This window comes from Vibrio sp. 779(2023) (assembly GCF_033344285.1).
Classification (GTDB): Bacteria; Pseudomonadota; Gammaproteobacteria; order Enterobacterales; family Vibrionaceae; genus Vibrio; species Vibrio alginolyticus.
On the sequence record NZ_JAWPOM010000001.1, the window covers coordinates 504,516 to 518,923 of the forward strand.

At 45.0% G+C, this 14,408-nt stretch carries 17 protein-coding genes; 11 read left to right on the plus strand and 6 right to left on the minus strand.

Annotated features, from left to right (window positions below):
• The first annotated feature begins 27 nt into the window (after positions 1-27).
• Positions 28-642 carry a fumarylacetoacetate hydrolase family protein gene (locus R8O70_RS02230; RefSeq protein ID WP_017635857.1) on the plus strand — a complete coding sequence of 205 codons (615 nt, stop codon included), beginning with the start codon at positions 28-30 and terminating at the stop codon, positions 640-642.
• Here the strand turns inward: R8O70_RS02230 and R8O70_RS02235 are convergent.
• The 3 genes from R8O70_RS02235 to R8O70_RS02245 all read right to left on the minus strand — a co-directional run bounded on the left by R8O70_RS02235 (position 639) and on the right by R8O70_RS02245 (position 2,567).
• A complete protein-coding gene (locus R8O70_RS02235; protein WP_005385193.1) occupies positions 639-950 on the minus strand; it encodes an AzlD domain-containing protein in 312 nt (103 codons plus the stop codon). The genes R8O70_RS02230 and R8O70_RS02235 overlap by 4 nt on opposite strands.
• Positions 950-1,660, minus strand: coding sequence for an AzlC family ABC transporter permease (locus R8O70_RS02240; protein ID WP_213885957.1), 711 nt, complete (start codon positions 1,658-1,660; stop codon positions 950-952). Before R8O70_RS02240 ends, R8O70_RS02235 begins: the two co-directional genes overlap by 1 nt.
• 79 nt (positions 1,661-1,739) lie before the next feature.
• Positions 1,740-2,567 (minus strand): AraC family transcriptional regulator, encoded by an 828-nt coding sequence (locus R8O70_RS02245; RefSeq protein WP_005385198.1) that lies wholly within the window; start codon positions 2,565-2,567, stop codon positions 1,740-1,742.
• A gap of 229 nt (positions 2,568-2,796) precedes the next feature.
• Between R8O70_RS02245 and R8O70_RS02250 the strand changes: the two genes are divergently transcribed.
• The gene (locus tag R8O70_RS02250; RefSeq protein WP_005375522.1) at positions 2,797-3,429 is read left to right on the plus strand and encodes a LysE family translocator; all 633 of its coding nucleotides are present in this window, start codon (positions 2,797-2,799) and stop codon (positions 3,427-3,429) included.
• A 79-nt stretch (positions 3,430-3,508) separates the two neighbouring features.
• The gene (locus R8O70_RS02255; RefSeq protein WP_318184033.1) at positions 3,509-3,931 is read left to right on the plus strand and encodes a GNAT family N-acetyltransferase; all 423 of its coding nucleotides are present in this window, start codon (positions 3,509-3,511) and stop codon (positions 3,929-3,931) included.
• A gap of 99 nt (positions 3,932-4,030) precedes the next feature.
• Here R8O70_RS02255 and R8O70_RS02260 read toward each other — a convergent pair whose 3' ends face one another.
• Positions 4,031-5,725, minus strand: a complete 1,695-nt coding sequence (locus R8O70_RS02260; protein WP_318184034.1) for a phospho-sugar mutase — start codon at positions 5,723-5,725, stop codon at positions 4,031-4,033.
• A 330-nt stretch (positions 5,726-6,055) separates the two neighbouring features.
• On the opposite strand from R8O70_RS02260, the gene coxB reads away from it, so the two are divergent.
• From coxB to R8O70_RS02280, 4 genes are read left to right on the plus strand one after another with little or no spacing between them, the layout of a single operon-like run.
• A complete protein-coding gene (gene coxB, locus R8O70_RS02265; RefSeq protein WP_213970917.1) occupies positions 6,056-7,219 on the plus strand; it encodes a cytochrome c oxidase subunit II in 1,164 nt (387 codons plus the stop codon).
• Positions 7,216-8,847: a cytochrome c oxidase subunit I gene (gene ctaD / locus R8O70_RS02270; protein WP_318184035.1), complete on the plus strand. Its 1,632-nt coding sequence runs from the start codon at positions 7,216-7,218 to the stop codon at positions 8,845-8,847. Before coxB ends, ctaD begins: the two co-directional genes overlap by 4 nt.
• Positions 8,848-8,867: 20 nt before the next feature.
• Positions 8,868-9,407 (plus strand): cytochrome c oxidase assembly protein, encoded by a 540-nt coding sequence (locus tag R8O70_RS02275; RefSeq protein WP_005385211.1) that lies wholly within the window; start codon positions 8,868-8,870, stop codon positions 9,405-9,407.
• Positions 9,408-9,458: 51 nt separating this feature from the next.
• Positions 9,459-10,343: a cytochrome c oxidase subunit 3 gene (locus R8O70_RS02280; protein WP_318184036.1), complete on the plus strand. Its 885-nt coding sequence runs from the start codon at positions 9,459-9,461 to the stop codon at positions 10,341-10,343.
• Positions 10,344-10,367: 24 nt separating this feature from the next.
• Here the strand turns inward: R8O70_RS02280 and R8O70_RS02285 are convergent, their stop codons facing one another.
• Positions 10,368-10,604 (minus strand): DUF2909 family protein, encoded by a 237-nt coding sequence (locus tag R8O70_RS02285; protein ID WP_005391169.1) that lies wholly within the window; start codon positions 10,602-10,604, stop codon positions 10,368-10,370.
• Here R8O70_RS02285 and R8O70_RS02290 point away from each other — a divergent pair.
• From R8O70_RS02290 to cyoE, 4 genes are read left to right on the plus strand one after another with little or no spacing between them, the layout of a single operon-like run.
• The gene (locus R8O70_RS02290; RefSeq protein WP_031780952.1) at positions 10,603-11,394 is read left to right on the plus strand and encodes an SURF1 family protein; all 792 of its coding nucleotides are present in this window, start codon (positions 10,603-10,605) and stop codon (positions 11,392-11,394) included. The genes R8O70_RS02285 and R8O70_RS02290 overlap by 2 nt on opposite strands.
• On the plus strand, positions 11,384-11,920 hold the full coding sequence (locus tag R8O70_RS02295; RefSeq protein WP_031780953.1) for a hypothetical protein: 537 nt from the start codon (positions 11,384-11,386) through the stop codon (positions 11,918-11,920). The genes R8O70_RS02290 and R8O70_RS02295 overlap by 11 nt, the downstream gene beginning before the upstream one ends.
• An 11-nt stretch (positions 11,921-11,931) precedes the next feature.
• Positions 11,932-12,951 (plus strand): COX15/CtaA family protein, encoded by a 1,020-nt coding sequence (locus R8O70_RS02300; RefSeq protein ID WP_318184037.1) that lies wholly within the window; start codon positions 11,932-11,934, stop codon positions 12,949-12,951.
• Positions 12,944-13,843: a heme o synthase gene (cyoE, locus tag R8O70_RS02305; protein ID WP_005385222.1), complete on the plus strand. Its 900-nt coding sequence runs from the start codon at positions 12,944-12,946 to the stop codon at positions 13,841-13,843. Before R8O70_RS02300 ends, cyoE begins: the two co-directional genes overlap by 8 nt.
• Positions 13,844-13,925: 82 nt before the next feature.
• Here cyoE and R8O70_RS02310 read toward each other — a convergent pair whose 3' ends face one another.
• A complete protein-coding gene (locus tag R8O70_RS02310) occupies positions 13,926-14,399 on the minus strand; it encodes an FKBP-type peptidyl-prolyl cis-trans isomerase (protein WP_005375638.1) in 474 nt (157 codons plus the stop codon).
• Positions 14,400-14,408 lie beyond the last annotated feature (9 nt).

Sequence of the window (14,408 nt, forward strand, 5' to 3'; positions counted from 1 at the left end):
GGGATTTTTGTTTTGCAGGGAAGAATGATGAGTGTTATTCAAGTTGAAGAAAAGAAAGTAGAAGTGGGTAAAGTGCTTTGTGTTGGACGAAATTACGTTGAACATATTCATGAGCTTAATAATGCAATGCCTGAGCAAATGGTGGTATTTAATAAACCCGCAACTTCCGTATCAACAACTCTGCGTTCATTCCATCAAGAGCCCCTTCATTATGAGGCTGAAATCTGCTTTTTGATCAAGGATGGACGTTATTCAGCGGTTGGTTTGGGATTGGATCTGACCAAGCGTGGTTTGCAATCCTCGCTTAAAAATCAGGGGTTGCCGTGGGAGCGTGCTAAGGCATTTGATGGCTCTGCTGTGTTTAGTCGGTTTGTCTCTTTGGATAACATTGATATCAATGATCTTAACCTTGAGCTCTTAATTAACTGTGTTCGTGTACAAAAAGGTCACGTTAACCAAATGCTCTACCCGCCGCTAACTATCCTGGATGAATTAACCAGTTACACAACACTTCAAGATGGCGATGTAGTGATGACTGGTACACCAAAGGGCGTTGGTGAGGTACATGAAGGTGACATCTTCCTTGGTCGATTAAAGTGTGGCGATGTCACCTTGTTGGAGATTGAGTGGTTGGCGGATTAAAGCCAAATTCGTAGAACGAGAAATACCACCATACTGATAACCGTCGTTAAAAGAACATTTTTAGTAAAATACGCGATTAAAGCAGCCAGTACGGCAGCCAGTAAAAATGGGTTTTGCACATTGACGCTGAGCTCCCCATCGGGAATGAAAACGATAGGTGCCCAGATCGCAGTCAGTACTGCGGGGCTAGCGTAATTGAGTACTTTTTGAGTGCGCGTCCCTAATCGCAATGGTAGCTTGGGTTCTAAAAACAAGTAGCGGCTGGTGAAAACAAGTACCGTCATCAGCAAAATAGCCAACATGATCATTAGCGTTTCTCCTTTACTTGTTCCACAAAGTAACCAGTAAGCATGGCTAAAATGCTTGAAATCATCAAACTTCCCTCAATTTGATAATAGGTTAGGGCAACTGAGCTCACCAAAGCCACAATAACACTCGCGAGCACTGCTGCATTTTTAATGGTGGGTACTACTATCGCGATAAAAGTTGCGGCTACAGCAAATTCCAAACCCATTTCGTTCAGTTCAGGGATTAGACTTCCCGCAATAATGCCCGTCAATGTCGCGACATTCCAAAACAGGTAAAAACTCAGACCAGCCCCAAGTGCATACCAGCGATTAAACTGTTTATCGGAATGGTGGCCTACAATCGCAAACAGCTCGTCAGTAAGTAAGAAGCCGAGTGATAATCGCCATTTTAGAGGGAGCGGTGCAATTTTACTGCGCATCGATACACTGTAGAGGAAGTGTCGAGAGGTGATAAAAAGCGTTGTCAGTAACATGGTCACTAGACCTGCTCCCGTTTTAATCATTCCCATCGCGACGAGCTGTGCAGAACCTGCGAACAAAATGGCGGATAGTGCTTGCCCTTCCAAAGGGTGAAGCCCAGTATCAATTGCGAATGAGCCTGCGAGTAAGCCCCAAGGGAGCACTGCGATACTCAGAGGCATCATCGCAAGTGTACCTTGCCAAAATAGCGTGGCTTTTGATTCTTTTTGTAACGGCAAAGTGTGGTCCATAGTTTCTTCTTATTTATTCCTAAATCAGATTACCAAGATAGCTCGGTAGTCGCATAACGCCTTGTACAATATTGCTGCTTTAGCTATGACGGACGTATTGGCCTGGAGTGACGCCCATGGCTTTTTTAAAGTGTCGATGCAGATGGCTTTGATCATGGAAGCCGCATTCTTGTGCCACGTCTGAAATTTTTTGTCCCATTTTTAGTAGCTTCTTCGCCATACGTAAACGTTGCTGAATTTGATAGGCATGAGGCGGAAAGCCAAATTGCTTTTGAAACTCTCTCAGCAGATGAAAAGGGCTTAATCCAGACAGTTTCGCGAGTTCTTCTAGTGAGACGTCCGTTTGTGGAAAGTCTTCCAAAAATTCTCTGACGAGCTGCACTTGTCGCTGAGCTCTGGTTGACTCTTTCAGTGGTGCCCGATGAGTGCTGTGTTTACTGGCTAGCTTGATCAACGTGCCGTAAACCAAAGTTTCTCTCAATAAACGGTTGTCTGATTTTTCTAGTGTTTCAAATACCAATCGTAACTGACTAGCCAGTTCAGGATCGTAAACCACAGGTTGAGGGAAATAGGGCAGAGCTACATTTGGTGAGCCAAGCTCTTGTCCTAAAGTTTGAAACTGCTGAGGTACGGGGTACATTGCTTTGTATTCCCAGCCGCCTTCCGAGGCTGAATGCCCGTTGTGTACTTCATCTGCATTAACAAGGATGATGCTGTCCTGTGGCGCGATATGATTCCCGCCCGTCCTAAAAAATTGTTGTGCCCCTTTTTCGATGACACCAATAGTGTAACCTTCGTGGCTATGGCGTGAAAAATTCTGCTTCTCATACTTTGCATCGAGAAGCTCTAAACCTCCGAGCTCTTGAGCTATCTTGAAGGTAGCGATTTCCTTATTCTTTTCTTTCATCTTTATCCGGTCTGCTCAAGAAAATCATTTTAGAAGTGTAACGGATCCATCGTGCTTATTTTTGTACAAAATTGCTATTCGATTTTGATAAACAGGCGAATTGATTGCTATTTTTCATATGGGCAAACTATGATTTTTATTTTTTGAATTATCTTGGCTATTTTGGGCTGGATGATGTCATTTTGTTGGTATAACATTCGCCGCCTTGTTGTAGAAAAGCGGTTCCATCATGATTGATTTATCTGTACTTCCTGTTTATCTCACCGCAGTAGTGGCTTTGTTGCTGTTACCAGGGCCCGATATGTTGCTGATAGCGAGCTCTAGTATGAGTTACGGTAAGAAGGTCGGTCTGTTTGCTAGCTTAGGCAATGCGACGTCTGGTGTTATTCTTACTTTGCTTGCAGCAATGGGTGTATCTACCCTGATTGCCATGAGCCCAATAGCCCTTAAAGTCCTTCATCTACTAGGTGGCGCTTACTTGTTAAAAATGGGTTGGGACTGCTTACGAGCTGAGGCATCTTCGGCTCCAGAGCTTGATGGTCAAAACAAAATGGCATCAACTTATTATCAACGTGCTTTGATGAGTAATTTGCTCAACCCTAAAGCCTTGGTCTTTTTTGTGATGTTTTTGCCGCAGTTTGTCTCAAGCAATATCACGGCATCTTCTGGTGAGCAGATGCTAGCGCTAGGGTTATTGTTGAACGTTCTTGGCTTGTCATTCAATTTATTACTTGTTGGGTTAGCAGGCACATTGGGCAAAGGGCTGCTCGAGAACGAAAAATTCCGCACGTATCAACATAAACTAATGGGGTTAGTGTTTGTTATTCTGGCGTTGTGGATGCTGAGTAGTTTCGCCTTGTAAAGTTATCATATTCCATCAGAAAGCCAGCAATTGCTGGCTTTTTGTTTTAGGATATTGGTGTTTCCTAAGGAGAGGATATATGAAGCTTGAATTTTGTTTAAATCCAGATCAAACAGACCTTGATTTTGTTCGTGAAGGTATTCGATCTTATAACCGACTGCATTTACCTGGAGGGGAAGTGCATGCTGTAGGCTGTTTCGCAAAAGATGAGAATGGCAAGATCATGGGTGGCTTGACTGGCGAAATGTTTAAAAATACGGTATTTGTTGAGTTTTTGTGGGTAGACGCTGAAAGTCGAACCTCTGGTCTCGGTAGCCAATTAATGTCGATGCTAGAACAAAAAGTAAAGCCTCATGGGGTTACCCATGTTTATTTGGATACCTACAGCTTTCAAGCTCTTGAGTTCTATCTCAAATTGGGTTTTGAGAAAGTGGGGCAGTACTCAGGCTATCCTGCAGAGAGCATCCACAAGTACTTTCTACAAAAGGAAATTGTAGGCTAGGGAAAGCACGGGTTAGCTTGACTTGTTCTCGTTAAAATCAAAAAATGAGGCGCGAATTTGCGCCTCTTGTTGTATCAAATATCTATGTTTCTCTTTGACTTACAAACTTTGCTGGTGCGCGTCGATAAGTTCGTTCATCTTCGCTTCTGCTGCTTGCTGTGCTTGTTCATAGCTCATATCCGCAGGGAAGAGGTTGATGACTTCGTAGTAACATTTTAGTTTTGGCTCAGTACCAGAAGGACGAACAATCACGCGAGATTGATCTTCTAGGTGATAAATCAATACGTCACTTGCTGGTAAGTCAATGGATTCTTCAGAGCCGTCGTCAAACATGCGAACCGATGTTTTAAGATCTTCGGTTACTGCAACTTTTTTACCAGCAATCTCTGTTGGTGGATTTGCTCGGAGTTTGTCGCCGATTGGTGGAGAGTTCGGGTCGAGAGCGATGCTGCGTTGTGCGTTGAAGTAGAAACCGTGCTCGCGGTACAGCTCTTCCAGTTTATCCCACAGTGTTTTGCCTTGCGCTTTAAGCTTGCCTGTTAGCTGTGAAAACGCGACGATTGCAGATAAACCATCTTTATCCCACACCTTGTTACCCACGGTATAACCGAGCGCTTCCTCATAAGCAAACAAGAATGGGTTGGTTTCTGTCTCTTGTTCCATGGCAACGTTAGTAAGCCATTTAAAGCCAGTTAATGTTTGATAGTATTGTGCGCCATGCGCCTTAGCGATGCTGCTCAGCATTCTTGAGGATACGATGGTGTTGCCAACCAAAGCGTTAGGTTGCTGCTCCAGCAAGTAATCGCCAAACAGTGAGCCCACCTGATCACCTGTTAGCATTTGATACTCGCCATCTAGGCGTTTAACTGCCACGGCAAAACGGTCCGCATCTGGGTCGTTCGCGCAAGCGATATCGGCATCTACGGACTTACCTAATGCCATTACCATATCCATTGCACCGGCTTCTTCAGGGTTTGGGAAGTTGACGGTTGGGAAGCTTCCATCAGGTTCGCGTTGTTCCTTAACACTTGCCACTTTTTGGAAGCCTGCGTCGGCAAGTAGCGTTTCCGCCATATTCGCGCCAACGCCATGCATTGCGGTGTAAGCAATAGATATATCGGTATTGTTGTCAGGAGTAAGCAGCGCGTTTTCATTCATTGTCTTACGGTAAGTTTGGTAGTAGTCGTCTTCCAACCAAACTAACAAACCGTGCTGTTTTGCATCATCGAGAGACATTAAAGGTAATGGCTTCGTTGTTGCGTCATCAATTTTCACTGCGATTCCAGAGTCGTGTGGAGGAATAATCTGTGCGCCATTTTCCCAATATACTTTGAAGCCATTGTATTCTGGTGGATTGTGGCTGGCAGTAACAACAACAGCGGCCGCAGCATTCAATGTACGGACACCAAACGCAACAATTGGGGTTGCTGCAACGTCATACGTTAGGTAAACCTTGATACCAAGGGCCGTCAGTACGGATGCGGTATCATGCGCGAATTGTTTTGAATCGGGACGACCGTCGTAGCCAATAACGACACCACGACTCGCGGCATCTTTGACTTGCTCAAGTAAATAGTGCCCTAAACCAGTGGCGGTCTCTTGAATCACCAAGCGGTTCATTCGGTTTGGACCTGCGCCCACTTTGCCACGTAAGCCTGCAGTACCAAAGGCAAGGCGTGAGCCAAAGCGATCAGTAAGTTCTTGTTCATTGTTCGTATCGACGAGGTGTTGTAGCTCTTCACGAGTCTTAGGATCAGGGTCTCGTTCTAGCCATTGCGTAATTAGTGCTGTCATATCAGTCATTCCTTAGTAGGGGGAGCCTACTTTCTTGGACACTTCGTTTGGTAAGTATCTCAATGTTTTCTTTTAAATCAATGTAAATGGTTCTCAATTACATTTCAAAGAGGGCAATCGATAAACCGAATTAATTTTTCTTATCCGAACAAAATTTAATCATATTTAATTTCTTGAAGAACCTTGGAACTATAACTAGCCTTTTAACATAAATATAACAAACTGTGTCGAAATCGTAGTTTTTGTGATTTTTCGTAAAGTTGTTCGATATTTGCATCGGGACGCAAGGAAGCTCGCGTAGGCGTAGCGGCTGAGCAGAGGAGAGATCTTTTGAAAAGATTAACGACTACTCTAGCCTTATCACTGAATGTGATTTTAATCACATTTTCCTCTTTTGGTTGGTCAAAGGAAAATGACTACAACATGACAAAAGGGGTCACAGAGATAAGTGGGCAAGTGTATGAATTACATATGCTGATTTTCTATATCTGCTGTGTAATTGCTTTGATTGTTTTTGGTGTGATGTTCTATTCCATCTTCCGTCATCGCAAGTCAAAAGGAGCAGTTGCCGCACATTTCCATGAAAGCACAAAAGTGGAAATTATTTGGACGGTCATACCCATCATCATTCTTGTCGCTATGGCGATTCCCGCAACAAAAACTCTAGTAGCAATGGAAGACACAAGCCAATCGGATATCACGGTCAAGATCACAGGCTCGCAATGGAAATGGCATTACAGCTATTTTGGCGAAGATGTTGCGTTTTTTAGTTTGCTTGCCACCAGCCAAAAACAAATTGATGGAATCGAAGCTAAAGGCGCACATTACTTACTGGAAGTAGACAACCCTTTGGTGTTGCCTGTGAATCGCAAAGTGCGTTTTTTGATGACTTCTGATGATGTCATTCACTCTTGGTGGGTACCGGACTTTGCCGTCAAGAAAGACACCATTCCAGGTTTTATTAATGAAGCATGGACAAGAATTGATGAGCCAGGCGTATATCGCGGTCAGTGTGCGGAGCTATGTGGTCGTGCACACGGATTTATGCCAGTGGTGGTGCATGCGATGGAAGAAGAGAAGTTCGATGAATGGCTAGCGAGTAAGAAGGAAGAACTCGCACTTCAAAAAGCGGCGGCACAAGAAGCGCTCTCTCAAGACTTATCTATGGATGAATTGATGTCGCAAGGCGAGTCTATATACACGGCGCGCTGCGCTGTCTGTCATCAGGCAAATGGTGAGGGGATTCCGGGTGCATTTCCCGCGATTAAAGGCAGTCCTATTGCAACCGGAGATGTTACAGAGCACATAGATATTATTGTCAACGGTCGCCCGGGCACCGCAATGCAGGCTTTTTCTAATCAGTTAAGTGACAAAGAAATTGGCGCGGTTATCACATATCAACGAAATGCATGGGGCAACGATACTGGCGATACAGTGCAAGCATCCGATGTGAATGCCTTTAAGGCACAAGGCAGTGCTAAGGAGGAAATATGAGTAAGCCAATAGATAAGGCAGTGAAGTCTGTGCCAGCAGAAGCCAGTGCGAACAGTACCATTGCGATTGATGATGGTCACGAGCATCATGCACCCCAGGGCATCACTCGTTGGTTGTATTCTACAAGCCATAAAGACATAGGCACCCTCTACCTTTGGTTTAGCTTTGCGATGTTTCTAACAGGTGGTGCGATGGCTATGATCATTCGTGCCGAACTGTTCCAGCCAGGGCTACAGCTAGTCGATCCGCAGTTTTTTAATCAAATGACCACGGTACACGGTTTAGTAATGGTATTTGGTGCGGTGATGCCAGCATTTACGGGTCTTGCTAACTGGATGATCCCGATGATGATCGGCGCTCCAGATATGGCGCTGCCGCGCATGAACAACTTGAGCTTTTGGATCTTACCTTTTGCATTTCTTATTTTGTTGAGCTCGTTGTTTTTACCTGGCGGCGGTCCTGATTTTGGTTGGACGTTTTATGCTCCGCTGTCCACGACTTATGGCCCGGATAGCACTGCGCTGTTTGTATTCTCTGTTCATATCATGGGTATTAGCTCCATTATGGGCGCGATCAACGTTATCGTGACGATCGTAAATATGCGAGCTCCGGGAATGACTTGGTTCAAGTTACCAATGTTTGTTTGGACTTGGTTAATTACCGCTTTCTTGCTAATCGCGGTTATGCCGGTATTAGCGGGTGCGGTGACCATGGTTCTTACTGACAAATATTTCGGGACTAGCTTCTTTGACGCAGCTGGTGGTGGTGACCCGGTAATGTTCCAACACATCTTTTGGTTCTTTGGTCACCCAGAAGTGTACATCATGATTTTACCGTCGTTTGGAATCATCTCCGCCATTCTGCCTGCTTTCAGTGGTAAGAAGCTGTTTGGTTATCATTCGATGGTTTACGCGACGTGCAGCATTGCATTGTTATCTTTCCTTGTGTGGGCGCACCACATGTTTACCACGGGGATGCCAGTTTTTGCTGAGCTCTTCTTTATGTATTGCACTATGCTGATTGCGGTACCAACGGGGGTTAAAGTCTTTAACTGGGTTGCCACAATGTGGCGTGGAGCTCTGACATTTGAAACGCCAATGTTGTTTGCCATTGCCTTTATTGTGCTTTTTACTATTGGCGGCTTCTCGGGACTGATGTTGGCGATTGTGCCGGCGGATTTCCAATATCATGACACTTACTTCGTGGTTGCCCATTTCCATTATGTGTTGGTATCTGGTGCGGTATTCTCGATCATGGCAGCGGCATACTACTGGCTACCTAAGTGGACGGGCAATATGTACGACCACAAGCTGAGTTTATGGCATTTCTGGTGCTCAATTATTTCCGTCAATGTCCTGTTTTTCCCAATGCACTTCCTAGGCTTAGCGGGCATGCCAAGACGCATACCGGATTACGCCATTCAGTTTGCTGATGTTAATCAAATAGTATCAATTGGTGGGTTTGCATTCGGGTTGTCACAACTGATCTTCTTATGGTTGGTGATCAAGTGTATTCGTAGCGGGGAAAAGGCTTCTGCAAAACCGTGGGAACGTGCGGAGGGCTTAGAGTGGACAGTACCAAGCCCTGCGCCGCATCATACGTTTACTACACCGCCTAAGATTGACTAGCAAAGAGTGGGGTGAGTGACATGAAACCGAATCCATCAAACAAGAAGCTCACAGTGAAGTTGCTTTTGGCGACCCTGTTAATGTTTGGCTTCGGCTATGCACTGGTCCCACTTTATGACGTGATGTGCGACGCACTGGGAATCAATGGAAAGACAAGTGAAGTAGCCGCCATTCAACCGACAGGTATGCAACCGGACATGAGCAGAACTGTTCGCGTGGAGTTTATGGCGCATGTCAGCCCAGATATGCCTTGGGAGTTTAGACCCAAAGTGATTTCGATGGATGTTCACCCAGGTGAAGTCGTACAAACCGAATACCTTGCATTTAATGAAAGCGGGCAGAAGTTGGTGGGGCAAGCCGTTCCTTCTGTTTCTCCCGGGACTGGAGCTGCTTACTTCAATAAGATTGAGTGTTTTTGCTTTAACCAGCAGCCTCTGGATGGTAAACAGCAAGCTCAAATGCCGTTGATTTTTTATATCGAACCGGACTTGCCGGAGTCTATACACACGTTAACGCTGTCTTACACACTCTATAAACTTCCCCCTCCTACAGGCTCTTAGCCACTCAGGGAGAGAGATACAGACCAAGGTTGGTCAGTAAGGAGAGAAATTATGAGTAACAAGCCAGGAACATATTATGTTCCCGCTCAAAGTAGCTGGCCGATCATCGGTGCATTTGCTCTGTTTTTGGTTGCTGTTGGCGCAGGCATGACCGTCCAGGGGACACAAAGTGACGGTGCAGTGGGAACCATTGGTGGCATTGTGCTAGCGGTGGGCTTCTTGTTCTTGCTTTACATGTTGGCTGGTTGGTTTAGTAATGTGATTACTGAATCACTGAGTGGAAAATACAGCGCGCAAATTACTCGTTCTTTTCGCCAAGGAATGAGCTGGTTTATCTTTTCTGAAGTGATGTTTTTTGGTGCCTTTTTTGGTGCCTTGTTCTACGCCAGAATGATTTCTGTGCCTTGGTTAGGTGGGGCAGATAATAACTTCATGACTAACGAAGTCCTGTGGCCAACCTTCGAAGCGATGTGGCCACTCACACTGACGCCGGGAGGAGAAACAACACAAGCTATGCCGTGGCAGGGCATACCCCTTACCAACACTATCTTGCTGCTATTGTCGTCTATTACGCTACATATGGCGCATATAAGCCTTGAACAAGACAAAAGAACGGCACTGATTGTTTGGTTAGAGATAACCATCGTACTTGCTGGCTTTTTCCTATATTACCAAGCGGTTGAGTATGTTCATGCTTATCAAGACATAGGGCTCACGTTGCAGTCCGGTATTTACGGTAACACGTTCTTCATGTTGACGGGATTCCACGGTTTACACGTTTGTCTTGGGACTATCTTCTTAATCGTGCTGCTGTTCAGAATCGCTAAAGATCACTTTTCGCCAAAGAACCATTTTGCCTTTCAAGCGGGCAGCTGGTATTGGCATTTCGTGGATGTGGTTTGGTTATGTCTGTTTGTGTTTGTTTACGTACTTTAGGGTCATTGTGAACTCTTGGTCCGACTAATAAGGGCGTGGGTTTGGCGCTAGCCAACCCGAGCTGAGCGCAATAAGCAGAAGGATGACCACCAAAGCGGAGAACATGACTCGACGGCCTAAGTAATGACTCATGGGTTTGTCTCTTTTTTCAGGATTATCTGGGTCTTCACGAACCATTTCGATAAGCGCTTTTGCGAGGTTGAAGATAATGAAAAGCAGCAAAAGGACAAGCGTCAGTTTGAATAGAAATACGGTGGACATGGCACCTCCGGTTTCATCATTGTTGTTATCAAGACAATTATGGCTATCGAAACGGTTTTGGGTTGCAGTTGGTTTAACTGTGGTTGTGTTTTCTCTTTTGGTCAAACTGGGTTTTTGGCAGTTTGAGAGAGGGCAAGAAAAACAAGCATTGGAACAAGCCATTCTCGCGCGTGCGGATAGTGCGTACCAAGCACTAAGCGTCGTTCTTGAAGACAATGACTGGCGAGAGGAAAGTATCCTCGGGAAAAAAGTGGAAGTTAATGTTGTTCCTCAGGCGTTTCCCGTAATTTTGTTAGACAACCAAACGCATCAAGGCAGTGTGGGATATTTAGCATTTCAGATTGTATTGACGATCGATGAGCCTAGTGCCTATGCGTTATTGGAGCTTGGTTTTGTCGAGGGAAGAGCAGAACGCTCAATGTTACCAACGGTCACCAAACTCGATAATTCGACTTTCATCACAGGACGCCTGTACCGAAAATCTACTAATCCACTGAGTTCAGAGTTAATGCCGGAAGTTGGCGATGTTATTCGCGTGCAAAACCTAAACATCGCGCAATTGAATCAGCTACTGAATATTGAACTTATGCCCGCAGTCTTGCAGCCAGACAATTTAACTCGTTGGCCCTATGACTTTCCTTGGAATCCATTGCCACTCAATAGTGCCAAACATTTTGGCTATTCGATTCAATGGTTTTCGATGGCAGGTGTTTTCTTATTACTGACTTTAATTGTTTTTGTTCGTTGGCAAAAAAAGTTGCGTCACATGGAGGTGAAGCATGACATCTAAAGTAACCAAAGGACGACTAATGTTGATTGCGCTGGTTTGTACGTTCGCGCTTCCCGCTGTCATTGCAAAAGTCATTCTCACACAAGGGTGGTATCAAAGCGGAGTGACCAATAGAGGCGAGTTAGTCGAACCATACACGACGTTAGAGCAACTTGGTCAAGAGTCACCTCTCAAAGACCATGGTTGGCAACTCGCTTATGTATTGCCTAACGAATGCACTGAACAGTGTAAACAGCAGCTTTACCTGCTTCAGCAAAGCCATGTTGCTTTAGGTAAGTATCAAGAGCGAGTAGTGCCAGTCGTTTGGCAGACTGAGCATTCAGATCCCATAGAAGTATCGATGTTAGCGATGCAAATGAATGAATTGGTTACCGCAAAAGTGAAACCTGGGCAAATGTTGATCGTTGATCCTCTTGGGCAACTGGTGATGTCTTACTCGCCGAAACCAAATGAGGACTTAGTCCTATTGAATAAAGGTATGTTGGCGGACTTACGCAAGCTCTTAAAACTGTCACGAGTCGGTTAGAGGAAGTGCATATGAAATTAATTCAGTTGGTTAGATTCAGTTTGCTGCTAACTCTCGTGGTGATCATGTTAGGGGCATATACTCGCCTTTCAGATGCAGGGTTAGGTTGCCCGGATTGGCCTGGTTGTTATGGGCACTTTTCTGTGCCGCATCAAGAAGAAGACGTCATACGTGCTAACCTGAACTTCCCCGAGCGGGCAGTAGAGCATGAGAAAGCATGGCTTGAGATGATTCATCGCTATTTTGCAGGAACGTTAGGTTTAGTTATTTTTGCGATGGCAGCGATATCAATGAGGTCTGAGCGTGTAAATTCAACCATTCCGATGTTGCTCAGCGTATTGGTGATTGGGCAGGCACTTTTGGGAATGTGGACAGTTACTCTTAAATTAATGCCCGTCATCGTGATGCTTCACTTGCTCGGTGGTTTTGTTTTATTGGCGTTACAGGCGATTTTTTACTGCCAATTAAAAGCGCAAAACAATCTCTATTTCTCTCCATCTTCTAGCTCTCTGAGAGGCTTTTCATTGTTGGTTTTTCTGGTTGTTTTGGTGCAAGTGCTCCTTGGAGGATGGACTTCGTCAAATTATGCAGCGCTGATGTGTAACACACTGCCGATTTGTGAGGGAGACTGGATGAGCCATCTCTCATGGAAAGAAGCGTTTTCTTTCTGGCAAACTGGATTCGAGAATTATGAATTTGGTGTTTTGGAGTATCCGGCAAGAATGACTATACACGTCACTCATCGTATAGGCGCTATTGTTACCGCCACCGTGGTATTGGCTTATAGTATTGGGCTTATGAGGCAAGATTCTCATCATTCACAGAGAATCGGAGGGTGGTTGTTATTCACTCTGGTGTGCCAAATTATGCTGGGTGTAAGCAACGTAGTATTTCAACTTCCTATCTATGTCGCGGTGGCGCACAACCTTGGTGCCGCTGTTATGTTGAGTCTCGTTTGTGTTAGCCAGTTTTACTTGTGGCAGGGTAAAACGGCTTGGAATTACACCGCGAAAGGAGTTCGCTATGAGTAAAGAAATCGCGCTGTCGTTAAATGGGCGAAAGCGACTAAGTTCCGTTTATTTGAAGTTAACGAAACCTAAAGTGGTGGCGTTAATGTTGGTGACGGCAGTAGTAGGGATGAGCTTAGCCCCGGTTGATGATTTCCCCTGGTTGCAGGCGGTAGTTGGCCTAACGGGGATTGGTCTGATGGCCGGGTCTGCGGCAGCGTTTAATCATCTAATTGACCGCCGAATTGATGCGAGAATGGCACGCACACACAAACGACCATTGCCATCGGGTGAGACTAAACCATCATCGGTGATAGCCTTCGCTACAGTTTTAGGTGTCTTAGGGTTTGTACTTCTCTATGCGATGGTCAACCCGCTGACGGCATGGTTGACTTTGATGAGTTTGCTCGGCTATGCGATGGTATACACAATGTACCTCAAACGTGCTACGCCCCAAAATATCGTCATCGCAGGGATTGCCGGTGCGATGCCGCCTCTTCTCGGTTGGACTGCTGTAACAGGGCAATTACATGCGAATGCTTGGCTGCTCGTGATGATCATTTTTATCTGGACGCCACCACATTTTTGGGCTCTCGCTATTCATCGTGTCGAGGATTACCGCAAGGTAGATATTCCCATGCTGCCAGTGACACACGGCATTGAGTACACCAAAACTTCTATTCTGTTGTATACGGTGCTATTGACTTTGGTTTGTGTTCTACCGGTTTTGGTTGGTATGGTCGGCGTGGTGTATCTTTTTGCCTCGCTACTACTCAATGCTGGCTTTATGTACCATGCATGGAAGCTAAAATATGCACCAGAGCCAAATACCGCGATGGAGACGTTTAAATTCTCTATCTATCATCTTTTGGCGTTGTTCATTGCATTGCTTTCGGATCACTATATTGGTTTTTAACCTCTCTTAAAACACAAAACGCCGCGTGGTTCGCGGCGTTTTTGGTTTTGATACTTTGGCTTTAAGACAAAGCTTTCTAGATTTATTGAATTTCTAGCAGTTCAACATCAAAGATCAAAACACTTGCTGGTGGAATTGGGCCAGAGCCACTCTTACCATAGCCAAGCGTGCTTGGTACGAATAGACGGATTTTCTCACCCTCTACCATGTATTGTAGGCCTTCTTGCCAGCCTTTAATGACTTGGTTAAGACCAAATGAAATAGGCTCACCACGATTAACAGAGCTATCGAATACCGTGCCATCAATCAAGGTGCCGTGGTAGTGTACTTTTACTTTACTTGTTGCAGTTGGGTGAACCTCACCTTCGCCTTTTTCAAGAACCATGTATTGAAGGCCACTTTCTGTTGTGATAACGCCTTCTTTTTTCGCATTTTCTAGTAAGAATGCTTGGCCTTTGGCAAAGTTTTCATCTGCTACTTTATGGTTTGTCCAAGTACGGTAAATGAAAAAGCCCGCCAAAATAAAAATAATAAGAGGAAACAAAAATTTAGACACGTAATCTCC